General features: G+C 57.8%; 18 protein-coding genes. 8 read left to right on the top strand and 10 right to left on the bottom strand.

Features of this window, described 5'->3' with window-relative positions:
- Positions 1–57 precede the first annotated feature (57 nt).
- The 3 genes from I1969_RS06430 to pflB form a co-directional block, all read right to left on the bottom strand.
- Positions 58–1,068 carry a LacI family DNA-binding transcriptional regulator gene (locus I1969_RS06430; protein ID WP_022094949.1) on the bottom strand — a complete coding sequence of 337 codons (1,011 nt, stop codon included), beginning with the start codon at positions 1,066–1,068 and terminating at the stop codon, positions 58–60.
- 303 nt (positions 1,069–1,371) lie between these two features.
- On the bottom strand, positions 1,372–1,623 hold the full coding sequence (grcA3, locus tag I1969_RS06425) for an autonomous glycyl radical cofactor GrcA3 (protein ID WP_006234861.1): 252 nt from the start codon (positions 1,621–1,623) through the stop codon (positions 1,372–1,374).
- An 85-nt stretch (positions 1,624–1,708) separates the two neighbouring features.
- Entirely contained in the window at positions 1,709–3,760 is a 2,052-nt protein-coding gene (gene pflB / locus I1969_RS06420) for a formate C-acetyltransferase (protein WP_195233964.1), read from the bottom strand.
- Positions 3,761–4,310: 550 nt separating this feature from the next.
- Here pflB and I1969_RS06415 point away from each other — a divergent pair.
- The 5 genes from I1969_RS06415 (at position 4,311) to I1969_RS06395 (ending at position 11,757) form a co-directional block, all read left to right on the top strand.
- The gene (locus I1969_RS06415; protein WP_117821380.1) at positions 4,311–4,760 is read left to right on the top strand and encodes a MarR family winged helix-turn-helix transcriptional regulator; all 450 of its coding nucleotides are present in this window, start codon (positions 4,311–4,313) and stop codon (positions 4,758–4,760) included.
- Positions 4,757–7,126, top strand: coding sequence for an ABC transporter ATP-binding protein (locus I1969_RS06410; RefSeq protein WP_195233962.1), 2,370 nt, complete (start codon positions 4,757–4,759; stop codon positions 7,124–7,126). The genes I1969_RS06415 and I1969_RS06410 overlap by 4 nt, the downstream gene beginning before the upstream one ends.
- The gene (locus I1969_RS06405) at positions 7,126–8,982 is read left to right on the top strand and encodes an ABC transporter ATP-binding protein (RefSeq protein WP_195233960.1); all 1,857 of its coding nucleotides are present in this window, start codon (positions 7,126–7,128) and stop codon (positions 8,980–8,982) included. The genes I1969_RS06410 and I1969_RS06405 overlap by 1 nt, the downstream gene beginning before the upstream one ends.
- A gap of 578 nt (positions 8,983–9,560) precedes the next feature.
- The gene (locus tag I1969_RS06400; protein ID WP_195233958.1) at positions 9,561–10,592 is read left to right on the top strand and encodes a 3-deoxy-7-phosphoheptulonate synthase; all 1,032 of its coding nucleotides are present in this window, start codon (positions 9,561–9,563) and stop codon (positions 10,590–10,592) included.
- Between the two features lie 514 nt (positions 10,593–11,106).
- Positions 11,107–11,757 carry a GNAT family N-acetyltransferase gene (locus I1969_RS06395; RefSeq protein ID WP_195233955.1) on the top strand — a complete coding sequence of 217 codons (651 nt, stop codon included), beginning with the start codon at positions 11,107–11,109 and terminating at the stop codon, positions 11,755–11,757.
- A gap of 615 nt (positions 11,758–12,372) precedes the next feature.
- Here I1969_RS06395 and I1969_RS06390 read toward each other — a convergent pair.
- Positions 12,373–12,543 carry a hypothetical protein gene (locus tag I1969_RS06390; protein ID WP_158554607.1) on the bottom strand — a complete coding sequence of 57 codons (171 nt, stop codon included), beginning with the start codon at positions 12,541–12,543 and terminating at the stop codon, positions 12,373–12,375.
- Positions 12,544–12,703: 160 nt separating this feature from the next.
- Positions 12,704–13,825, bottom strand: a complete 1,122-nt coding sequence (gene aguA / locus I1969_RS06385; RefSeq protein ID WP_161155974.1) for an agmatine deiminase — start codon at positions 13,823–13,825, stop codon at positions 12,704–12,706.
- Positions 13,826–14,003: 178 nt separating this feature from the next.
- Here aguA and I1969_RS11255 point away from each other — a divergent pair, with 178 nt between their 5' ends.
- Positions 14,004–14,807 (top strand): LuxR C-terminal-related transcriptional regulator, encoded by an 804-nt coding sequence (locus I1969_RS11255; RefSeq protein WP_271736885.1) that lies wholly within the window; start codon positions 14,004–14,006, stop codon positions 14,805–14,807.
- A gap of 372 nt (positions 14,808–15,179) precedes the next feature.
- On the opposite strand, the gene I1969_RS06375 is transcribed toward I1969_RS11255, so the two are convergent.
- The 4 genes from I1969_RS06375 to I1969_RS06360 all read right to left on the bottom strand — a co-directional run bounded on the left by I1969_RS06375 (position 15,180) and on the right by I1969_RS06360 (position 20,978).
- Positions 15,180–16,349 carry an ATP-binding protein gene (locus I1969_RS06375; RefSeq protein WP_229028301.1) on the bottom strand — a complete coding sequence of 390 codons (1,170 nt, stop codon included), beginning with the start codon at positions 16,347–16,349 and terminating at the stop codon, positions 15,180–15,182.
- A 228-nt stretch (positions 16,350–16,577) separates the two neighbouring features.
- Positions 16,578–17,954, bottom strand: coding sequence for an MATE family efflux transporter (locus tag I1969_RS06370; protein ID WP_117746646.1), 1,377 nt, complete (start codon positions 17,952–17,954; stop codon positions 16,578–16,580).
- 87 nt (positions 17,955–18,041) lie between these two features.
- Entirely contained in the window at positions 18,042–19,670 is a 1,629-nt protein-coding gene (locus I1969_RS06365; RefSeq protein ID WP_158554608.1) for an amidohydrolase, read from the bottom strand.
- A 315-nt stretch (positions 19,671–19,985) separates the two neighbouring features.
- The gene (locus tag I1969_RS06360) at positions 19,986–20,978 is read right to left on the bottom strand and encodes a helix-turn-helix domain-containing protein (protein WP_195233953.1); all 993 of its coding nucleotides are present in this window, start codon (positions 20,976–20,978) and stop codon (positions 19,986–19,988) included.
- A 128-nt stretch (positions 20,979–21,106) separates the two neighbouring features.
- On the opposite strand from I1969_RS06360, the gene I1969_RS06355 reads away from it, so the two are divergent.
- Positions 21,107–21,298: a hypothetical protein gene (locus tag I1969_RS06355; protein ID WP_117746649.1), complete on the top strand. Its 192-nt coding sequence runs from the start codon at positions 21,107–21,109 to the stop codon at positions 21,296–21,298.
- Positions 21,299–21,333: 35 nt separating this feature from the next.
- Here the strand turns inward: I1969_RS06355 and I1969_RS06350 are convergent, their stop codons facing one another.
- Entirely contained in the window at positions 21,334–22,743 is a 1,410-nt protein-coding gene (locus I1969_RS06350) for an APC family permease (RefSeq protein ID WP_195233945.1), read from the bottom strand.
- Here I1969_RS06350 and I1969_RS11060 point away from each other — a divergent pair.
- The gene (locus tag I1969_RS11060) at positions 22,742–23,011 is read left to right on the top strand and encodes a hypothetical protein (RefSeq protein WP_147325424.1); all 270 of its coding nucleotides are present in this window, start codon (positions 22,742–22,744) and stop codon (positions 23,009–23,011) included. The two genes, I1969_RS06350 and I1969_RS11060, sit on opposite strands and share 2 nt — an antisense overlap.
- Positions 23,012–23,270: the final 259 nt, after the last annotated feature.

Genomic DNA, 23,270 nt, shown 5'->3' with positions numbered 1-23,270 from the left:
ATATGCCGGTGAACGGTCATCAGAGGCGTTTGAGGAATTCTTTTGGCACGGGATGAACTATGCGGTTTTGCCCTCAATGAGTTCAACGGGGAGCTTGATATTCGATTCGGGATTATCGCCGTTAATAAGAGCGATGATGGATTGCGCCGCGAGCTCTCCGATGCGATCGATATCTTGACGTACGGTTGTTAAGTCAGGCATAAACGTCATAGTTCGGCGGGCACCATCCGCGCCCACGACCTTAATATCGTCTGGAGCGCTCAAGCCGCGTTGCTTCATCACGTTGAGACAGATGGCCGCCATCGTATCGTCTCCCGCAAAGATGCCGTCAATATCGGGGTTCTCATCGAGGATCTTCGCAACGACCGCGCCCTTTTCGTCGTCGGGCTTAACGAACTCAACCTCACGGACAAGCGCGGACAAACCGGCCTGCTCAACAACATCGAGGTAGGCATCGGTACGCTTATTGGCAGGCATGCGCATGCGGCTATTGCTGCGCAGGCACAGGATACGCCTGCAGCCGTCATCAATCAGACGGCGCGTGGCGAGCTCGCCAATGCCATAGCTGTCACTTGCAATCTGGACAGAGCCCTCGCCAAGATCGCAGTCGATGCCAACCAGGCTCAAGCCCATCTCGGCATATGCCTCGGCACCGATATTGAGGGAGTTGACGATGACGCCGTCGACCATATTGCGGCGGAGCATGTCAATATAGGAACGCTCAAGATCGGGTCGATTGGCGCTGTTGCACAGCAACATCTTAAAGCCGTTTTCCGCTAACGTGCGCTCGACCGCCTGCACAACCTGAGCATGGAACGGGCTGCTCACAAAGGGAACGATCATACCGATAAGATTCAGGCGACCGTTGAGCATGGCACGGGCGATATCGTTGGGCGTATAGTTGATGCGCTCCATCGCGGCATGGACCTTATCGCGGGTCTCTTGGCTAATATAGCCGCGATTATTAAGCACGCGAGATACCGTAGTAGGCGAAACCCCCGCCACCGCTGCAACTTCCTTGATGCCAGGCTTAGCAGAATCCTTAGAACGAGCGCCCTCGCGAGCCATAGCACCCTCCCCCATCAACATGTCAAACGTTTACATACGAACAAAGCATACCCCAACAACAGCGGGAAGACGGTAACAGCACAAGTAAGTAAACGACTCATCCAAATAATTAGGAGAGTTCCGCCTAAAGGGTGACTCCAAAGGACCCCACATGGCCGGTTTTGGGTTATTTCCCAAAACATCCCGCAGGACGCAAAGAGGCTCCGCCGCGCAACGCGCGCAGCGGAGCCTCTTTGCATGTCCGAGGACGTTTTGGGAAATAACCCAAAACCGGCCCCAGTAATCCTACAGGAGTTGAACCCTTTAGAACTTGTCGTGGAAGGTACGCGCAATGACCTCGTCCTGCTGTTCCTTGGTGAGCGTGTGGAAGTTCACGGCATAGCCGGAAACGCGGATGGTCAGCTGCGGATACTTCTCGGGGTGAGCCTGAGCGTCGAGCAGCGTCTCACGGTTGAAGACGTTGATGTTCAGGTGGTGGCCACCCTTCTCGGCGTAAGCGTCGAGCATGTGGACCAGGTTATCGGCCTGGGTCTCGGAAACTTCAGAAACCTTCATAATGTGTCTCCTTCGATTAATAGGCGCCGGCCGAAACCGGCGCGCTAATCAGTAATCGTTATTGTTAGTATAGCACTAACAATAGTTACTCGCCCAGCTGATCAAGGTCGATATCGCCAAAGAACACCTGATCCTCCTTGCCGAGCGCACTCGGGATAATGGAGAAGGTGTTGGAGATGCCGTCCTGAGCATCACGGAACGGGAGCTTAGAAACCGAAGACAGCGAAGCGATGGCGCCGTGGCTATCGCGCTTGTGCATGGGGTTAGCACCCGGGGCGAACGGCTGGCCAGCCTTGCGGCCGTCGGGCGTGGAGCCGGTCTTCTTACCGTACACGACGTTGGAGGTGATGGTCAGAACCGAGGTCGTGGGCACGGAGTTGCGGTAGGTGTCGTTCATGCGGATGTACTCCATGAACTGATGCACAACGTCGTGAGCGATCTGGTCGACGCGGTCATCGTCGTTACCGTACTTGGGGAACTCGCCCTCGGTCTCGAAGTCGACGATGATGCCGTTCTCGTCACGGACGGGGTGGACCTTGGCGTACTTGATGGCGGACAGGGAGTCAGCCACGACGGAAAGGCCAGCGATGCCCGTAGCGAACCAGCGGTGCACGTGCTTGTCGTGCAGAGCCATCTGGATGCGCTCGTAGCAGTACTTGTCGTGCATGTAGTGAATGATGTTCAGCGAGTTGACGTACACGCCAGCGAGCCACTTCATCATGTCGTTGTACTTGGCCACAACGTCGTCGTAATCGAGCGTATCGCCCTCGACGGCGCGATACTTGGGGCCGACCTGCTTCTTGGAGACCTCGTCAACACCGCCGTTGAGCGCGTAGAGCAGGCACTTGGCCAGGTTGGCACGGGCGCCGAAGAACTGCATCTCCTTGCCGATGCGCATGGAGGACACGCAGCAGGCGATGCCGTAGTCGTCGCCGTGGTAAACGCGCATGAGGTCGTCGTTCTCGTACTGGATCGAGGAGCTGGCGACAGAAGTCTTGGCGCAGAACTTCTTGAAGTTCTCGGGCAGACGGGTCGACCACAGAACGGTCATGTTGGGCTCGGGGCTGGTGCCCATGTTCTCGAGCGTGTGCAGGTAGCGGTAGCTCATCTTGGTAACGAGCGTACGGCCGTCAACACCCATGCCGCCGATGGACTCGGTGACCCACTGCGGATCACCGGTGAACAGGGCCTGGTACTCGGGGGTACGGGCAAACTTGACCATGCGGAGCTTCATGATGAAGTGATCCACGAACTCCTGGATCTGCTCCTCGGTGAAGGTACCGTTGGCAAGGTCGCGCTCAGCGTAGATGTCGATGAACGTGGAGGTACGGCCGATGGACATAGCGGCGCCGTTCTGCTCCTTGACGGCAGCGAGGTAGGCGAAGTACATCCACTGGATGGCCTCCTGCGTGTTGGTAGCAGGGTTGGAAATATCGAAACCATAGGTCTCGGCCATCATCTTGAGCTCGCCGAGGGCACGAATCTGCTCCTGCAGCTCCTCACGATCGCGGATGTTGTCGGCGGTCATGACCGTCGGGGTGGAAGCCTTCTGGGCCTCCTTGTCCTTGATCAGGTAGTCGACGCCGTACAGGGCAACACGACGGTAGTCGCCGATGATGCGGCCGCGGCCATAGCCATCGGGCAGACCGGTGATGATGTGAGCCGAGCGGCAAGCACGCATTTCGGGGGTGTAGACATCGAAGACGCCAGCGTTGTGGGTCTTGCGCTCGAAGGTGTAGCGCTCGACAACGCTCTCGTCGACCTTGTAGCCGTGCTGGCTGGCAGCCTGGCAAGCGATGCGGATACCACCGTTGACGTGCAGCGCGCGCTTGAGCGGCTTGTCGGTCTGGAGGCCGACGATGGTCTCCTTCTCGCGGTGGGCGTTATCGATGTAGCCAGCGGGGTGGCTCACGATACCCGTGACAGTCTTGGTGTCCATATCGAGGACACCGCCCTGCTCGCGCTCCTTGAGCAGCAGGTCGAGAACCTCGCCCCACAGCTCCTTGGTACGCTCAGTCGGACCGGCGAGGAACGACTCGTCGCCCTCATAGGGGGTGTAGTTCTTCTGGATGAAGTCTCGGACGTCAACTTCTCCCGTCCAGATGCCTTCCTTGAAGCCTTCCCATGCCTCCTGCATTGTGTAACCACGCTCCTAGTTACGTGTAATGCGGCGCTCTCTCACACCGCTGCTTATTGAATTCTTGAATTATCGGCTTGCACTACCGGCTTCTTCCGTTCTTCACCACACGTTGGTACAGGGAAAAACGTTTGTCCACCTTGGAACTGCAACCCAAAACCCAAGATTTCACCCGTTTGAGAAGGATAACATAGCCACCCCCTTCATCAGGGCTGTTATATGTTTCTTTTTTTATACCATTAGGGCGTTTTTAACAAATCCGCAGGAAATGCGAGCGCGAGCAACTACCGTTCACCGATTTGTTTGGTATTTTTCCTTGCCTTTGTACGACGTTCGCTCTAGCTGTTATGCCAGCTTTAGCAGAGTAAAGTGCCTCTGAGTAGGCTTTGGGACATGCCTTACGATCTACCCCTTACTTTGCTGATACCGACGGTGTACGGAGGTCGCCTAAAGGTTGTTTTCTAGGCATGACCCAAAATCTACCGTATAGGGTGCGCGTGCAAGGGTATCATCTTTCACCGAAAATAGTTTCTAGTGTTAGGGGTTTTCGGTGGAAGATACCGATTTCCATGAGCTTGGACGTCAGCTCCTTACTGAGTTTGGCGGCATTCACCAGCGCGTTTCGCGCTTTGTGGACAAAGTTCTCAGCGGCGAGATGGCCGTCATGCGCGCCCTCATGCTCGCTGGCGGTTCGCTCACGCCGAGCGAACTCGCTGATCGTGCCTGGGTCTCGAGCGCCCGCATCGCCAATATCTTGCGCGCCCTCGAGGCCAAGGGTTGGATTGAGCGCGAGCATTCAAAGACCGACCGTCGTCGCGTACACGTCATAGTGACCGACAAGGGATTCCAGGATCTCGAAATCAAACGCCGGGAATTCGAGGAGCGCACCGCGGCTTTCCTCGAGCAGCTCGGCGAAACAGATACCCAAGAGATGGTGCGCCTTCTAAGACGTGCCAACGAAATTATCGACCGCAATCAAGAAAGGAGAGATGCCGAGTGAGGATTCTCAAGCTCTTTAAAAAGCATGTCCTGGCACTGTTCGCAGCTATCGTACTTATCGTAATCAGCTGCAACGCCGACCTGGCGCTGCCTACCTATATGAGCGACATCGTCGACGTGGGCGTGCAGCAAGGCGGCATTGCCTCGCCCGTGCCCGACACCATTCGCGCCGAATCGCTCGACGACCTCGAACTCTTTATGCGCGCCAAGGACGCCAAAGCTGTGGAGGCCGTGTTTGGCAAGGCAGACAAGAACGGCATTCGAACGTACAAGGGCACCGAGGAAGAGCGTGCCGACGGCAGCAAGATTGCCGACATTATGAGCCTGCCTGAGACCGTCGTGCTCGCCTTCAACCAGGGCATCGACGCCGACTCCATGGGCGACATGACCGGCGCATCCACCGAGGCAAGCGATGGCGGCGCCGCTCAGACCATGCCCACCCCCGAGCAGATGGCTGCCATGACGCCCGAGCAGCTCGCCGAGATGCAGCAGAAGGCCGCAGCGGCGCAGAACATGCAAAAGCAGATCGACGCCGACGGCGGTAAGATCACCATGAAGAGCCTGCGTCTGGGCGTTGAAGGCGGCCTAATCGACCAGGGCAAGCTCGTCGAGGGCGCCAACGATATGGCAGACAAAATGGGCTCCATGTCAGGCTCCATCGTCACCCAGCGCGCCGTGAGCTATGTACAGGACGAGTACAAGGCACAGGGCATCGACCCCGCCGACGTGCAAAACGCCTACCTGGGCCGCATGGCGACCACGATGTTTGGGCTGTGCCTGGTGTCGCTCGTCGCCACCATCCTGACCGGTGCCGTGGCTTCGCGTACCGCCTGCTCCATCGCCCGCGACCTGCGCCGCGAGACCTTCAATAAGGTTATGCACTTCTCGCCGGCCGAGGTGGGCAAATTTAGCCAGGCCTCGCTCATTACCCGCTGCACCAACGACATTCAGCAGATCCAGATGGCCGCAACCCTGTTTATCCGCATGTGTCTGATGGCCCCCGTCATGGGCATCGTCGCCGTCATGCGCGTCCTGGCCAACCATACCGGCCTGGAGTGGACCATCGCTGTGGCCATCATCGCGGTTTCGGCTGTCGTCGGCGTGCTCATGGGCCTCACCATGCCCAAGTTCAAAAAGATGCAGAGCTTTGTTGACCGCGTGAACCTTACCGCCCGTGAGCTGCTCGACGGCCTTATGCCCATCCGCTCGTTCAACCGCGAGGAGCATGAGCTCGAACGTTTTGACAAGGCATCACTCGACCTGATGACCACGCAGCTCTACACCAACCGCGCCATGAGCTTTATGATGCCGCTCATGATGCTCGTCATGAACTGCATCACCGTACTTATCGTCTGGTTTGGCGCGCAGGGCGTGTCCGACGGCGTGATGCAGGTCGGCAACATGATGGCGTTTATCTCCTACACCATGCAGATCGTCATGGCGTTTATGATCCTCACCATGGTTTCGGTCATCCTGCCCCGTGCCGAGGTCGCGGCCGAGCGTGTGGAAGAGGTCATCACTTGCCCCACGAGCATCAACGACCCTGTCTCGCCCAAACTGCCCGTGGCCAGCGCGCCGCGCGGTGAGCTCACCTTCCGCGACGTGAGCTTCCAGTATCCCGATGCCCGCGCCGATGTCATCAGCGGCGTGAACTTCACCACGCATGCCGGTCAGATGCTCGGCATCATTGGCTCCACGGGCTCGGGCAAGTCCACGCTCGTGCAGTTGATTCCGCGCCTGTACGACGTCACGGGCGGCAGCATTTCGCTTGACGGCGTCGACGTGCGTGACATGACCCTCTCTGAGCTGCGCCGCCGTATCGGTTATATTCCGCAGCAGGGTCGCCTGTTCTCGGGCACCGTCGAGAGCAACCTCAAGTTTGCCGGCGACATGGTGAGTGACGAGGATATGCGCCAGGCAGCACGCGTCGCCCAGGCGGAGGACTTTATCGCCGAGCGCGAGGACGGGTACGACTCCCCTATCAGCCAGGGCGGCTCCAATGTTTCGGGTGGTCAGCGCCAGCGTCTGGCCATCGCCCGCGCGTTGGCCAAAAAGCCCGAGATCGTGGTGTTCGATGACTCGTTTAGTGCCCTCGACTACAAGACCGACGCGCGCCTACGCGAGGAGCTGGCCAAAAACGTTACCGACGCCGCGCTCGTGGTCGTGGCCCAGCGCATCGCGACCATCATGCACGCGGACCAGATCATCGTGCTTGACGACGGCCACGTAGTGGGCACCGGCACGCACGAGGAGCTGCTGCGCAGCTGCCCGGCGTACCTGGAGATCGCACAGTCGCAGCTTTCCGCCGAGGAGTTGGGGCTTACCCAAGAAGAAATTACAGCCGTCATGGAAGGAGGCGAGCGCTAATGGCAGACGAGACCAAGACTCAGATTCCAAAGCCCACCCGCCAGCGTGGTCCCATGGGCCGCATGGGCGGCATGCGTCGCGGCGAAAAGGCCAAGGACTTTAAGGGCACCATGAGGCAGCTGCTCGGCTATATCGGCCAACACAAGATTGCCGTGTTTGCCGCCGTCGCCTTTGCCGTATGCTCGGTCATCTTTAACATTGTGGGGCCCAAGGTGCTCGGCCAGGTTACGACCAAGCTGTTCGAGGGTCTGGTTGCCAAGGTCAACGGTACCGGCGACGTTGACTTTGCCTGGATCGCCAAGACGCTCGGCTTTTTGCTCTGCCTGTATCTGGCAAGCTCTGTCTGCAGCCTCATCCAGGGCTGGCTCATGACCGGCGTCACGCAAAAGATTTGCTACCGCATGCGCAAGGAGATCGCCGCCAAGATTGCCGTCGTGCCGATGAGCTACTTCAACGGCCACAGCAAGGGCGACGTGCTCAGCCGCATCACCAACGATGTCGACACGCTGGGTCAGTCACTCAACCAGAGCGTGACACAACTCATCACATCGGTGACGCAGATTACCGGCGTGCTCGTCATGATGCTGTCGATCAGCCTGCCGCTCACCGGCGTCACCGTGCTCACGCTGCCGGCAGCCGCGATTATCCTGACCGTGATGATTCACTTCTCGCAGCCGTACTTCCGCGAGCAACAGCAAGTCCTGGGCGCCGTCAACGGCATTATCGAGGAGGACTTTGCCGGCCAGAACGTTATTCAGGTGTTCGACCGCGCCGAGGCCTCGATCGAGGAGTTCGACCGTCAAAACGACCGACTGTTTGTGAGCGGTTGGCGCTCGCAGTTCCTGTCGGGCCTGATGATGCCGCTTATGAGCTTGGTGGGCAACATGGGCTACGTGGGCGTTGTCGTGGTGGGCGCACAGCTCGCGCTGACCGGCAATGCCACGCCCGGCGACATCCAGAGCTTTATCCAGTACGTGCGCAACTTTACGCAGCCGGTGCAGCAGCTGGGCAACGTGAGCAACACGATGCAGTCGATGGCCGCCGCCACCGAGCGCGTCTTTGAGTTCCTGGCCGCGCCCGAGGAGGAACAGAAAGCCGACGCGCAGATTCCCGAGAAGCGCCCCGGCCACGTTGAGTTCGACCACGTCAAGTTTGGCTACACGCCCGACAAGACCATCATCCACGACTTTAGCTGCGAGGCGCAGCCCGGTCAGACCATCGCCATCGTCGGCCCCACCGGCGCCGGCAAGACCACGCTCATTAAGCTGCTGCAGCGTTTCTACGACGTGGATGGCGGTTCGCTGCGCGTCGAGGGCGTCGACGTGCGCGACTGGGACCGCGCGGCACTGCGCGGCGAGTTTGCCATGGTGCTGCAGGATACCTGGCTGTTTAACGGCACCATCCGCGAGAACATCCGCTACGGACGTCCCGATGCGACTGACGCCGAGGTCGAGGCCGCCGCGCGCGCCGCACGCTGCGACCACTTTATCCATACGCTCGCCGGCGGCTACGACTTTATGATCAATGAGGAGGGCACCAACCTCTCACAGGGCCAGCGCCAACTCGTGACCATCGCCCGTGCCATTTTGGCCGACCGCCCGGCGCTGATTCTGGACGAGGCGACCTCCAACGTTGACACTCGTACCGAGGAGCTTATTCAGCGTGCCATGGATACGCTGATGCAAGGCCGCACCAGCTTTGTTATCGCACATCGCCTGTCCACGATTCGCAACGCCGACGTGATCTTGGTGATCCGCGACGGCGACATCGTCGAGAAGGGCACACACGACGAGTTGCTCGCCCAGGGTGGCTTCTACGCCGACCTGTACAACTCGCAGTTCGACGAGGCGGCGTAAATTCTGCCGCAGGGAACGAATAACGCCCGAGAACGGGGGCGCAGGGCAACCTGCGCCCCCGTTTTTGTTTTGCAGCCCTCGAAGCGCCTTCCCTGAGACCTCATTGACGGCGTTTTCCAGACCCCGTGGGCAAAAAAGAGCAAATATGAGTACTGTTACCTTTTTAGTAACAGCCAAAACCGCCTCAAACGACCTCTTTGCGGCCTCTATTCGCCTTCAAATTAATCAAAACGCCCGTTAGCAGGCTTCTGCCTGCCAGCGTTGATGAGCATATTTATCACTTTGTCTATTATCTCGCTAGACGGATATGTTACTAGGTTAGCAACAGTACTCATATTTGGCATTTTTTGCCCACAGGGTGTTTCCCGGGGAACCGACAACAGCCTTAGGGCCCCACGCGGCGCCACTCGCTCCCGGCATCCGCCGACGTCTCCCCAGATAAAGCCTGCCAAAATAAACCTGTCCCTTTTTGGCAGGTTTCGGGGTGACAAGGGCTTGCACTTTAGCGTGCGACAGCGGATAATTCCGGACACTCGACAATACGCTTATTGCTCTTTCTATAGATTGAGGAGGCCCCTATGGCCATGGAATTCAAACGCAAGTTGCCAATCCCCATGGAGATCCGCGAGGAAATGCCGCTTTCTGCCGAGCTTACCGCCAAAAAGCAGGCATTTGACGCCGAGGTCGCCAAAGTCTTTACCGGCAAGGACGCACGCAAGGTGCTCATCATCGGCCCGTGCTCTGCCGACCGCGAGGATTCGGTACTTGAATACATGAACCGACTGGCCAAGACCGCCGAGGAGGTCAAGGACAAGCTCATCATCATTCCGCGCGTCTACACCAATAAGCCGCGCACCAAGGGCACCGGCTACAAGGGCCTTCTGCACAACCCCAACCCCGAGGCTCCCGACGACCTGCTCGAGGGCGTCAAGGCCATCCGCCATATGCACCTGCGCGTTATTGAGGAAACGGGTTTCTTCACCGCCGACGAGATGCTCTATCCGTCCAACTACCAATACCTCGTTGACCTGCTGAGCTATGTCGCCGTGGGCGCACGCTCGGTAGAGAACCAGGAGCACCGTCTGGTGTCGAGCGGCATTTCGGTACCCGTCGGCATGAAGAATCCCACTGCCGGCTCTACCACCGTTATGCTCAACTCAATTTACGCCGCCCAGGCGCACCAGAGCTTCATCTTCCGCAACTGGGAGGTCGAGTGCGACGGCAACCCGCTCGCACACGCCGTTATGCGTGGCTACATCGGTCTCGATGGGCGCACCTACCCCAACTACCACTACGAACACCTGGAACGCCTGGCCGAACGCTATACCGAGCATGCCGGCTATGCCAATCCGGCAGCGGTCATCGACTGCAACCACGACAACTCGGGCAAGCGTCCGCTGGAGCAGTATCGCATTTGCAAGGAGGTGCTCGACAGCTGCCGCCGCAACGAGTCCATCTCCAAGCTGGTCAAGGGCTTTATGATCGAGTCCTACCTAGAAGACGGCAACCAGCCGGTCGACGGCGGCGTCTTTGGCAAGTCGATCACCGACCCGTGCCTGGGCTGGGAAAAGACCGACTACCTCATCCGCGAGATCGCGGAACGGGTGTAGGTTACGGCGTTTTACCAGACGCCGTAACGGCTCGACGCTGCGCGGGTCGCATTTGAGACAATCTGACGTTCAACTTCAAGGGCGCGACCAGAAGGTCAGCGCCCTTTCGTTTCACGTCACCTTGTCTCAAATGCGACCCGCTCGCTGTCCGTCCTCTACCTGCGGCGTTATCTTGCCCCGGATGCGGCAGTTAGGGACGTTCCTTTTCTGCCGGCGGTTTGGGATGTTCCTTGGGGTAGTCATTGGGGACGTTCTTTAATGACTGGTCGTTTAAGAACGTCCCCAACGACTACCCAGAATGAGAGTGGATAATCTCCCGTTTTTGGCCTATACCAGCGCTAAAAGTGGGAGATTATCCACTCTCATCGAGCAAGTGTCCGAAAATCCGCCCTCATTCCTTCTTAGGACCCTCCGTCCCCGAGGATTCGAGGCTCGCCTGCCGAATGGTCGATGCGGCCGTCCTGCGTCCATGTCACACTCAGGGGTGGCCTGACCCAACTTGGAAGGAGCCCCCATGAGCCTTGACAACGTAACTCTGCGTGCCGCCACGCTCGATGACCTGGCCGGCATCGCCGCCATCTACAACCAGCTGTGGTGCAACACGCTGCGCAACCGAGGCGACGTCGAAGCCGCCGATTTCTGTGCGCGCTTTAACATCGCCATGCAGCTGCAGCGCTCCCCCATCGCGCTCGTTGCCGAAGCTGAAGGCCGCATCATCGCCGCTTGCTGCATCGGTATCTTCGAAGACGGCAAACCACGCACCAATCCCACGTGGGAGCCCTGCTACAACGAGATGTTCGTCCAGGCAACCGAGATGGCAAAGACCGCCGATGCCAAGCTCGAAGGCTCGCTCTTTGGCGATAGCCGCGAGAAGGCAACAGCCGACCGCTTTGCCGCCACGGGCAACGAATATGCCCAGGGCCAGCTCAACCTGATCATCATCGTGCCCGAATGGCAGGGCAAGGGGCTCGGCCGTGCGCTCATCGACCTTGCGCGCGCCGAACTCGCCAAAGCCGGGTGCACCAAATTCTTCCTGATGAGCGACTGCAACTCCGACTGGCAGTTCTACGAGCACCTCAACATGAAGCGCATCTTGGAGGATCACAGCCAGGACAACGGCGACGGATTTATCGTCTATATGTACGGAGGCGACACGCAGGATTAACTTGCATGTCGCCTCACGGGCTTTCTACAAGACGGCCCAAACCATCAACCAAGACGAGTCAACAAGGCGCGCTCTCCTCGGCAGCAAGGGCATTCGTGCTGTAACGAGTGGTGGAGATGGCCACGCTTGCACACAACTGTCTCGGATAGATAGCGGTCGAGCAGGCGCGCCCATGTGCGTGCGTCAAGACGCTCCTCCGCCCTGCCATACAGCGATCGACGGAGTGCCTCGCCCATAATGCCGCTAAAATCATCGAGCTCAAGAGCGTACTTTGGGACAACGTATCCGACCAACGTCCCCACAAACGGGCTGTGCCCATTACACACGCAGCTGTTTATCAATGGTGCAGGCGGAATGTCATCGTCGTCCAGGTCAAATATGTCCAAGTCCAGCTCACCAGAAGCGTATGGGTGTATTCCGCGGTTAAGCATCTTAAAGATATGGACCGCGAGTCCAAAGTCATCCGTCTGTGGCGTAAACACGGGGGCATTCGTGGACGCTGCCAAGCTCTCGAAATCGCTGATGCCGGCTATCTCCATGAGTTGAAGCACCTCGGGGGCAATATAGCCGGGAGCGGCGCACGCAGTCCTATGTGTCACATCCGAAAGCGTAAAGCTATACGAGCGCCTTGATGGTATCCATGCCCGCATGCGCCGAAGCCTCGCAACCCTTCTGCCCGTTGAGCACGCACTCGAGCAGCGTATCGTATGCGCGCTGGGCTTCGGGGGCCAGGTACGCCCTGTTAAACATGCCCTCGGGTCGCACGTTTCCCTTCGAGTCGATCATATAAGGCCCCAATCTGTTTGGTTTCCCCAGATTGTGTGCCCGCACACCCAAGCCGCACGGCCCGCCGTTCAGCTGAAACCACCACACAAAAAGTCCGCCGACCATTGAAGTCGGCGGACTTTCGCGTGCGGACAATCAAGCACTGTTCACCATGGAACTGCTATTTACAGCGCGCCTTGGGCTGCTGCTGGGTGATGCAGTGGATGTTGCCGCCGCCGTAGATAACCTCGCGAGTCATGATACCGATGACTTCACGGTCCGGATAAGCAGCCTGGATATCCTTGAGCGCCTGGGCGTCATTGGGATCGCCGAACTGCGGTACAAGCACTGCGCCGTTGATGGGCAGGAAGTTGAGGTAGCTCGGCTCGAAAGCATCCTCGGGGGTACGCGGCAGCACGCCCTCGACGGGGTCAATCGTGCTGGCCTCCTCCTCGGTCATATATACCGAGGTCGCAGGCATAATCACCTTGTGGATCTTGAGCTTGCGGCCACGGGCATCCGTCGTCTCGGAAAGCGTCTTATACGCCTCTTGGCACTCCTTGTAGAACTTATGGTTGGGATCATCGGTCCACATGCAGCAGACCTCGCCGGGCGCACTAAAGCATGCGACGTCGTCCACGTGCCCGTTGGTCTCAAACGGGTCGATGCCATCCTTGATCCAAATGACCTTCTCGATGCCCAGGTACTCGGCAAGCTTCTCCTCGATCTGCTCCTTGGTGTACTGGGGGTTGCGGTCCTCATTGAGCAGGCACATCTCGGTGGTCACCACGGTGCCCTGGCCGTCGCAGTTAAACGAGCCACCCTCGAGGATATAATCCTCGGGACGATAGCGGTTAACCTGCTCGAGCTGTGCCACCTGCAGTCCAATGGAAGCGTCCTTGTCCCACGGGAAATACAGGCCGTCAATGAAACCGCCGTAAGCATTAAAGTGGAAGTGCGAGAGTGCCACGTCCCCCTTGTCGTTGACAAGAAACGCCGGGCCGGGGTCGCGAATCCAGCTGTCGTTGTACTCCATGTGGATAACGCGCACGTTCTCAACGCCGTCGAAGATCTCACACACCGCGGGGAAGTCTTCAGTGTTGACGCCCACAGTGATGGGCTGAAAACGTGCAACGGTCTTAATAATCTCGGTAAAGACCTTTTGCGCCGGCTTGGCACCACAGCGCCACACATCCGAGCGATGCGGCCACAAAATCCAGGTGCGCTCCTGCTCTTCGTACTCGCCGGGCATGTAGAATCCGTCCTTCTTTGGCGTAGACTCGCTCTCGTAAATGGTCTTCATTTCAAGCTCCTAAATCTCGGTGCTTTTGCTTGACGAGACCATGATGCGGCCGCACCGAGATGTTCTCAATGGTCCCTCGAGCCCCTTTCAGCGACCGACGGTATACCATTCGCTGACCTAAAGTTCTATTCAGGCCGAGAACATGACATACTGGGTTCCACAATGGAAAGGATGCCCTATGCCCCCATGCAATAATCAGCAGACTATTGAGTTGGACAGTACGACCTGGACTGCTCTCAACGAGCTCGCGCTTGCAATCCACGCATCACACGGTGTCGATAAGCTGCAAAAGGAGACCCTCGAGGGAACGACAGGGCTCGTGCCCCATCGGATCGCCATGTTCGACCTGATCGAGGCAGCGGGCAGTGATGCCCCACGCTACGTCCACCCCGCAAGCAGCGGAATGGACGACCGCGCACTGAGCGACTACTACAACCGCTACGCCGCGATGGACTATACAACATGGAGCTTTGACTTACATAAGGTCGGCGTCTACCGCGACCTCGACCTCGTCGACGTCGAGCGACGCGATGCCACGCCCATCTATCGCAAATGGATGGAACCGCAGGGCGTCTACTTTGGCTGTACGGCCACGCTCGCGCACAACGACAGCCCGCTAGGAAGCATCACCCTGTTTCGTGAACGCACGGCCGGAGACTTCACCGACACCGAGCTCGCAATCCTGCTCGAAGTCGCTCGGCACGCGAGCCTCGCGCTCGCCAACCTCTATCCTCGGGGCATTAAACTCACCCAGACAGAAGACACAAACCAGCTAAATGCTTTCATTACAGAACACAATATCCAACCGCGCGAAGCCGAAGTCATGCGGCTCATGCTCGACGGCAAAACGAACAAACAGATGGCAAACGAGCTATTCATAAGCGAGTCAACCGTCAAGAAGCATGTCAACGCCATCTATCGCAAGCTCGGCGTCAGCAACCGCCTGGGCCTCATGACTGCCACGCAAAACATCCCGCGATAAAAAAGGGCGCCCTCCATGCAGAGAACGCCCTTTGATTTCGCCATTTGAATTAGTGTCGGCTCTGGCTCAAAGAGTAGACAGGTTTATTTTGGCAGGTTTTATCTGGGCAAATGTCAGCCGCCGCGAGGGAGCTGCCTTCCCTCGCGGCGGTCTTCTAGCAGAAAAACCAAGTGAGTAGGCTTTTTGCAGGAGGTCAAGCACGCCCCAAAACGCCACAGCTCTGACCTGCGGTTTTATTGAGTATTTGTTGCGATGTGCTCGGCATATCCAAATAAGTCTACTCACTTGCATCTAAGACGCACCAGATAGGCAAAAACCGCCGCAAAAAGGGGGCCGGTTCCCTTCGCGGCAGCCGTTAATACGCCGAGCTTGTTATCGTAAAAGCCAATCACGCGCCGAAACCACACTACAGTCTTTCGACTCATACGTTGAGTCCACGCGGGCCACAACATAGCGCGCATCTTTTGCAATGTCGATCTCATCGCATACAGTCTGTAGATGGCGGGCGTACTTATCGTGATACGTTCTGGATGATTTTATTTCGATAGCCTTGGGACTCCCTGAGTTTGTACAGTCGAGCAAATCGATTTCACGCTTGCTGTCGTCCCTATAGAAATACAGCTCGGGATTCTCGCCCACGTTGAGATGGCTCTTCGCCGTTTCGGAAACGATGAGGTTTTCGAAAACGGCCCCCAGATAAGGGCTCTCCAATAGTTGCTCCAGTGATCCAATTTTGAGCAAGTAGCAGAGCAGCCCCGTGTCGTAAAAATAGAGCTTGGGCGTTTTAGTTAGACGCTTCTTGGCATTTGCATAATAGGGCTGCAGCGAAAACGTCAGGTAGCTCTGCTCCAGAATGGACAACCAGCTTTTAATGGTCGATACGCTCACGCCCGTATCTCGAGAAAGTGAGGATATATTGATGAGGGGACCGACGCTCTGAGCAATTATGGACAGAAACTTATGAAACTCCGCCTTATTGCGCACATCAAGCAAGCCCACAACATCGCGCTCAACATAGGTATCGATATAGCTGGGAAAATAAACCGAGGACGGCATTCCGGCGGAACGCAGGCGAGGGTATCCCCCTTCGAGCGCGAACAAATCCACTTCCAGCTGCCCCTGCTGGCCCCTCTCCGCTTCTCGAAACGATAATGGCAGCAATTTTAAGATCCCGACTCGCCCGGCAAGAGACTGCCCGATGCTTTTCATCATCAAAAAGTTTTGCGAGCCTGTAAGGATGTATTGACCGGCGTCTCCCCGCTCATCCGAAACAACCTGGATCATTGAAAACAAATCCGGGGCGTATTGCGCCTCATCGATGATGAGTCCGCCCTTTCGGTTGCGGATAAAACTCACCGGATCCTCCAAGGCCGCGCGCCTCGTTTGAGGGTCCTCAAGCGTGACGTAGGAATAGTCGGGAAAGGCATGCCGAACCAGCGTAGACTTACCACTCTGCCTAGGCCCTGTCAACGACACAACAGGAAACCAGCCTGCCATGCGAATGAGCAACTCATGCAAATCCCTGTTAATGAACTCAGCCATATCAACGCCCCTTATTACGCTGTTACCATAATCGAATAGTTTCATTCTCCATAATCTTATAGTAGCGTTTACCATAATCTTATAGTAACCCAGTTCAAAAGCATTATTTATAGAGCCGAAATCTCAGACCCTAAATAACAAAAGCCACCACAATGGGGGCTGTCCCCATTGTGGTGGCTTGCAGGCGAGTTAACTTGTTCGACTATCGTACGCCAGCCATGTCCGAGCCTAGAGCGTGGCAAGGCGCTTGGACTCGTGCGCGGCGAGCGCAATGGAGATGATGCCAGTAATGGCATCGGCCACCACCAGGGCGATCCACACGCCCTCGACACCCATCATGTTGCCGAGGAGGTACATAAGCGGCACCGAGCAGATCACATAGCGAAGCAGGCCCGTAAACGTGGCGACACCCACCTTCTCGACCGCCTGGAAATACATCGACATGGTCATGGCAAGATAGCCCAGGGCAACAGCCAGGATGACAGTACGCGTGGCGTTGGCGGCAACCTCAACGAGCGCAGGATCGCTGCCGGCAAAGAAGGCGCACACCGGGGTGGCGGCAAGCCAGAGCGCGACGGTGACCAGCGCCAGCGTCACAACCTGGTACTTAAGCGTGCAGGAGAGCGTCTCCTTAAGGCGTGCCCAAGCCTTTGCGCCGGCGTTGAAGGCAGCGATGGGCTGCAGACCGTAGGAGAAGCACTGGGCAACCATCATGGTAATGTAGAGGATGTAGCCGTTGATCACGCCAAAGGCTGCGATGTAGAGCGAGCCCATGTCGCCGCCGAGCGAACCCAAAAGCGAGTTGGCAACGGTATTAAAGATAAAGGTCGCACCCTGGACCAGGAAGAACGGGAAGCCGATCTTGAAGATCTGGCCGCAGATGGCGAGGTCGAGCTTAAGGTCGGCCAGGCTAATCTGGAGCTGGGACTTTTTGCCCCCGATGAACCAGAAGATACCGATGGCCCAGATACCGATGGAAAGCCCGTAGTACACGCCGGCGCCCATAACGCCAAACTTGAGCACAAACGTGGAAAGCGCGAGCCAACAGATGGCGACGATGGCCGAAACGGTCATGAGGTTGGCCTGGATCTGAACCTTCTCGTCCACACGCATCACAGCGGTGATCATCTGGCCAATGACCGTGAGCGGCAGCAGCACGGCGAAGGTGCGCACGCCGGCAACGGTATCGGCCATGATGTCGGGCGTGGCGCCAAAGAATGTGCAGATGGGCTCGGTAAACACTGCCATCACCACAGCAAGCAGCACACTCACGATCGTGGTGAGCCAAAAGCCCTGGCTAAAAGCCTTGCTTGCGCCCTTGATGTCGCCGGCACCCAAAAGGTTGCCCACCACGGCGGGCACGCCGGTGCCAAACAGGTTGCCAAAGGCCAGGTTGATGTACTCGACCGACATAATGATCGAGACACATGCCAGGCCGTGGGCACCTAGGCCCCAACCCATCACGAGGCCCTCAAGGACCACCATGATGATCTGGGCGAGCATGCCCTGGCCGGTGACGATGGTGTACTTACGCACCAGACCGGGAATCGGTTGGGAGGCGAGCTCGCGCTCCTCCTCCACGGCAGCGGTTACTTCTTCTGCCATTGTTCTCCCCTTTCCTTGAGAGAGTAGTGCTGAATGGATGTCAGGCGGCTGACAACTGGCACCAAGCCGCCCAATCAAACGATGGCGCTATGCCTCAAAGACCACCTTGCCGGCGATCATCGTGAGGGCTGCGGTAGCCTCGAGCACCTCGGCCGGCTCGCAATCAAAGAGATTGCGGTCGAGCACGCAGATATCTGCCTGTTTGCCGCACGCGAGCGTGCCGATGCGGTCCTCGGCATGCATGGCGTAGGCGCTGCCATAGGTGTAGGCGCGCAGAGCCTCGGCCATGGTAATGCGCTCCTGGGGGAACCAGCCCTCAGGGTTGGAACCGTCCTCGAGCATGCGGAAGACCGCGCCGTACACCTCCTCCATGGGCTCCAAGCCCACAACGGGGAAGTCACTGCCCAGGTGCACCACGGCTCCGCTGGCAAGCAGGCTATGCAGGGGCCACGAAAGCGCGGCACGCTCGGGACCCACGGCTTCGTCCTTGGCAAGGTCAGCCATATCGAGCAGCATGTGCCACGGCTGCATGCCGGGGCAGACGCCGAGCTCGGCATAACGCGGCATATCCTCGGGTTGAACCGTCTCGTTGTGCTCCATGGAGTGGCGACAATCCCGCTTGCCATGCAAGCGCTCGCCCTCCTCAAAGCAATCGAGCACAAAACGCACCGAGCGATCGCCGATTGCATGGATGCGCGTGTCAACGCCCCATTCCTGCGCCCTCAGGATGGCAGCACGGATGCGCTCCGGCTCCTCCGCGGGCTCACCACAGGTGTCGGGTGCGTTGCTATAGGGTTCAAGCATCCAGGCGGTATGGTCGGAGCACACACCATCAAGGAACTGCTTAAAGCCGTGCCACTCCACCTGCGTACCCGGGAAGGCGTATTTCTCCTTGATCTGCTCGAGCGTCAAGGACTCGTTTTCGAACAGGTCGGTGTACAGGAACACGCGCAGCGGCAAGTCGCCCTTGGCATTAAGACCTGCCAACACCGCATACGGGTTTTCCATGCTCACAAACGTAGGATTGACCATGCCGACCGTAGTGATTCCCAGGGCATTGGCGCGCCGGGCGGTTTTTGCAAACGACGCGTCAACAACCTCGGGCGCTGGGTCGTAGACCTCGTCCATAAAGAAGGCGCCGGCGTTGTTGGAAAACACGCCCGTCAGATTGCCGTCGGCATCCTTAAGGATCTTGCCGCCTGCGGGATCGGGCGTCTGCGAAGTTACTCCCACCTTGTTGATGGCGCAGGTATTGGCACTAAAGGTATGCAAGTCAACCTGCTGCAGAAATACCGGGCGGTCGGAGATGTACTCATCGATCATCGCGGCCGTGGGCATCTCGGGGACATCCCACTGGAACTGGATAATCTGGCAGCCCAGAATCCACTCGTTATCGGGATGGTCGGCCGCAAACGCCACGACACGTTCCATCGCCATCTCAAAACTGGTGCAGTCGATGAGGTTGACGGCAAAATCGGGGTCGGTCATAAACGCGCCCTGGGCAAAATGCGTGTGCGAGTCGATCAGGCCGGGCATGACGAGCTGGTCGCCAAAGTCGCGCACCTCGGTATCGGGACCGATAAACGGTGCCAGGTGAGCATCGTCACCGCAGGCAACGATTTTATCGCCCCGCACGGCAACGCCGCCCTTAAACGGCTCGAGCCCATCGCCGGTAAAGACGGCGTCGCTCTTGATAACTACATCAGCCTTGTCCATGCGAGCCTCCTCAGGCATCTTTGGTTGTAACGCGGACGCACCGCCCGCGTGGGCACTCGGTTGGGAGCGTAGCGCTCCCGCATCGGCGCGTGCCTACAAGCCGTGCTCGGACGTCTGTCCCACGTCCGCGGCTTCGCGCTACACCCATTGATACACAGGGGCAAATCCGTGCCAAGGCCAGGGACCGCAAACGGTCAGTTTAAGCAGGTTTACACGCTTTACCTGCAGGTTTATTGTCTGAGATTATTACCGCTTCATTACGCCCAACGGTGTGGCCGCCCACACAGCAAGACCCGCATGCGAGGAAGAATGAGGCTAGGAACGCCAAAAGGTATCTATAAGGTCATCTCGGTTGGAGACGCCGCTTTTAACGTAGATGCGATGCAAGTGTGCCTTGACCGTGCCAGGGCTGATGACCAACTCGCTGGCGATGTTTTGGGCGTCGTTGCCCTTCAGCACCAGCGTGAGCACCTCCTGCTCGCGCCGTGACAGCTTATGGGCGTCGGCATAAATCACCACACGCGATGCGAGATCGTCCTCAGAGCTTGCGCTCTCGGCTGCCACGTCCTCATCGGCACGCGGATGACGGGCATACACACGCAGGATATGGCTAAACTGGCAAAAAAGCTGAGCCGCGCATACCACGAGCAGTACGTTTTCGGAGATATTGCGCTCGGACAGATACCACAAAAAGAGGCCGATGACGGGGTTTTGGGAGTCGGGGCGGCAGAACAAGATCATGTAGGTGTCCTCGGCGATCACGCAAAACACAAGAACGAAGGCCACCTTCCAAAAGAGCTTTGAGCGGTCGAGGTCGAGTTTCTCAACACGCGTTGCTCTGTACCGGTAATGCCAGGCGGCATAGGCAAGACATCCTACATTACCCAGGTCACGCGTGAGCCAAAAGAGATACTGCTGCACCTCTCCGGCAGCGCCGCTGCGAGGCACCAGCAGCAATTGCAAGATTGAAAACGGCACGATAGCGAGTCCGAGCATGCGCGACGTCGGTCTTTTGCGCAAGCGCGCAAACATCCATAGCACCACGCAGGCATAGATGGCAATACCAAGCACGCAGCGCAGCAAGGGGTGCTGCAGCGGCTCGCTAAAGCTAACGGCGTAGTCGTATTTGAGCCGATTGTACTCGTCAAAAAAGATGACCGACATATCGAGCATATAGAGCAAAAAACCCGCCGCGGCCACGAGGCTGTCGCGACGGCGCGTCATGAGCCAAACCACCAATGCCACGGTACTGGTCACCAGAGCCACACCCATGATAATCGTGGTGTAGATATAGAACGCGAAACTCATGCCCGCCTCCCCTGTCTAGATGCTGTGAGGATGTTGACAGATTCTTTGCCGCAAGATTAGACTCACCGATTAAACGTACTGTATCGTTTAGATAAACAAGCTGTGTCTCACCGATGAAAGGAGATGCCATGACACCGATCGCTCCGCTCAAGATGCTCGTCGCGCCCGCCGCCAAGGCCATCACCCGACTCGGTTCTTCCATGACCTACGACAATGTCCCCTGCGCCGTTGAGGCGCGTTCGGACAGCTGCCCCTACCTGGGCCACGTCCCCTACTTTGCACCCAAGCTCGCATCTGATCCCGAGCAGCGTGAGCAGTAATCCAAGATGCATCTAGCACCGCACAACTCGCGGCGCTACTGTTTTGGTGCAAAGCGACCTGTCCCCCTTGCGCCAACGCCGGGATTGTCGATGCTGCGGCCGCGGCGCGATATGAGGCGCGAAACCTCGCCCAGCAACACGCCGATCACCACACCCATGAGGATCGGCAACTTTGACATCTCGGCGGGCGAGCTGTTAAGCGGCACGATTGTCGCAACAATCGAAAGCACGAGTTCTACCACCGGCACCGCAAGCGCTACCGCAAGCACCTTGCCCTCGAAGGGCGCGCGAAACACACGCGGGCGGTCGTCGTATTTACGCAGGCGCCAAAACGCCGGGAACATCGGGATATAGCTCATGAGCAGAAAGACGACGTTCATCGAGAAGAAGACCCAAAAGACGTCGGAACCTTCACCCAGCGGAATCTGAAGTAGCAGCACCAAGCTGGCAAAACAACCGTTAATGAGTGCCGAGCCGTTGGGCATGCCGGTCTTCTTGGACACCAGCGCAAAGGGACGCGGCATGTTGCCATGGCGCGCGGCATAGCTCGCCACGTTGTTGACGCCAAAGCTCCAACAGATCATGTTGGCAAACAGCGTTACCAGAAAGGCCACGCCCACGACCATCGTCAGCGGGTGAGCGCGCCCCACCATGGCGGCAACCGCGTCCACAATGCCCGAATCGAGTGAAAGCTGCTCGGTGGGAACCGCGGCTCCAATACCGATGCCACAGATAATGTAGATCGCCGCGATGGCAACGCCACCGGCGATAACCGCCTTGGGGATATCGCGCGATGGGTTCTTCATCGTGCTGGCAAAGGTCGCGACCACCTCAAAGCCCATAAAGTTGAATAGGATGATTGAAAGATACGTCAGTGAGTTAGTGTCTCCCAGATCGGGGACAAATGTCTTAAACGACATATCGTTGGCAAAGCCGTTGTTGCAGGCAAACCAGATGCCGATGATTCCCACCACGGCGGTAATGAGCACCTTGATGACGGCGCCGCCATCCATGACCCAATCGGCCTCGGCCACCGGCTGCATTGCCATGACCGTGACGCCCCACACAAAGGCAAGCTCGATGGCAATTCGGACCCCAAGCGAAAATTCGATGCCCCATACCGCATTGATGACACTGGGGAACATGCAGGCGATACTTGCCACCCACAGTGGAAAGTTGACCCAATAGCACCAGGAGCAGCGTGCACCCCAACGGTCTCCCAAGCCCAGGCGAACCCAGTCGTACAGGCCGCCCTCGGAATCGAACGCCGTACCGAGCTCGGCCACCACCAGGCCATAGGGAAGCAAAAACGTAATGATAAGGAAGATCCACCAGAAGAACTGCACGTTACCCATGGCAGATGTCGGAGCAGCCGCCTCGATGGTAAAGACAACGCAGATAACCGAGAGGATGACCTCGAACAGGGAGAACTTTTTACCTGCCATGGCACGCTTCCCCTACAGCAAAAAGGATGGCATCTGTACCGAAGGCGCAGCCCAAGGTAGGGTTGCAGGCCGCGTCACCGGTGCAGGTGCCATCCCAAAGAGAAGAGAGGATGCAATTGTTGGACCAACGCTCGCGGAACAGGCGCGTGTAGATAACGATACACTGGTACATAGATACTCCGATCAAAACGGCCGCGATTGCGACCGGAATCTTTTGGCAATTGAAGACGCGTCTGACCTGGGATATTCAAGCGAACAATTGGCCTAACCCGCAATAAATCCCAGATCAGACGCGTACTCAATCAAAGAGGCGGGCACTCCGAAGTGGAGGCAACGGAGTGCCCAAAGAAAAACCCAGCCGACCAAGACATCGAATAAACCGACCATCAATGCCCCGAGATGGTCACGGTGCGATTCACCGACTGTCCGATTGATCGGCTGGGTTTCTGAGGTGCGGCAGATTGCCCTGAAAGAGGAGGGCATAGACCTTAAGGGTCATGCCCGACGATTGAAGGGCAAGGTGCCGT

This window comes from Collinsella aerofaciens (assembly GCF_015548375.1).
In the GTDB taxonomy this organism is placed as follows: Bacteria; Actinomycetota; Coriobacteriia; order Coriobacteriales; family Coriobacteriaceae; genus Collinsella; species Collinsella aerofaciens_AB.
The sequence above is the reverse complement of the archived record's forward strand: the minus strand, read 5'-3'. Positions and strand labels throughout refer to the sequence as shown.

Bases quoted from the DNA above. Each gene is read 5' to 3' on its own strand.
- I1969_RS06430 (WP_022094949.1), bottom strand. From the start codon at position 1,068: ATGGCTCGCGAGGGCGCTCGTTCTAAGGATTCTGCTAAGCCTGGCATC.
- grcA3 (WP_006234861.1), bottom strand. From the start codon at position 1,623: ATGAAGGTTTCTGAAGTTTCCGAGACCCAGGCCGATAACCTGGTCCAC.
- pflB (WP_195233964.1), bottom strand. From the start codon at position 3,760: ATGCAGGAGGCATGGGAAGGCTTCAAGGAAGGCATCTGGACGGGAGAA.
- I1969_RS06405 (WP_195233960.1), top strand. From the start codon at position 7,126: ATGGCAGACGAGACCAAGACTCAGATTCCAAAGCCCACCCGCCAGCGT.
- I1969_RS06400 (WP_195233958.1), top strand. From the start codon at position 9,561: ATGGCCATGGAATTCAAACGCAAGTTGCCAATCCCCATGGAGATCCGC.
- I1969_RS06395 (WP_195233955.1), top strand. From the start codon at position 11,107: ATGAGCCTTGACAACGTAACTCTGCGTGCCGCCACGCTCGATGACCTG.
- I1969_RS06390 (WP_158554607.1), bottom strand. From the start codon at position 12,543: ATGATCGACTCGAAGGGAAACGTGCGACCCGAGGGCATGTTTAACAGG.
- aguA (WP_161155974.1), bottom strand. From the start codon at position 13,825: ATGAAGACCATTTACGAGAGCGAGTCTACGCCAAAGAAGGACGGATTC.
- I1969_RS11255 (WP_271736885.1), top strand. From the start codon at position 14,004: ATGCCCCCATGCAATAATCAGCAGACTATTGAGTTGGACAGTACGACC.
- I1969_RS06375 (WP_229028301.1), bottom strand. From the start codon at position 16,349: ATGGCTGAGTTCATTAACAGGGATTTGCATGAGTTGCTCATTCGCATG.
- I1969_RS06370 (WP_117746646.1), bottom strand. From the start codon at position 17,954: ATGGCAGAAGAAGTAACCGCTGCCGTGGAGGAGGAGCGCGAGCTCGCC.
- I1969_RS06365 (WP_158554608.1), bottom strand. From the start codon at position 19,670: ATGGACAAGGCTGATGTAGTTATCAAGAGCGACGCCGTCTTTACCGGC.
- I1969_RS06360 (WP_195233953.1), bottom strand. From the start codon at position 20,978: ATGAGTTTCGCGTTCTATATCTACACCACGATTATCATGGGTGTGGCT.
- I1969_RS06355 (WP_117746649.1), top strand. From the start codon at position 21,107: ATGACACCGATCGCTCCGCTCAAGATGCTCGTCGCGCCCGCCGCCAAG.
- I1969_RS11060 (WP_147325424.1), top strand. From the start codon at position 22,742: ATGGCACGCTTCCCCTACAGCAAAAAGGATGGCATCTGTACCGAAGGC.
- I1969_RS06350 (WP_195233945.1), bottom strand. From the start codon at position 22,743: ATGGCAGGTAAAAAGTTCTCCCTGTTCGAGGTCATCCTCTCGGTTATC.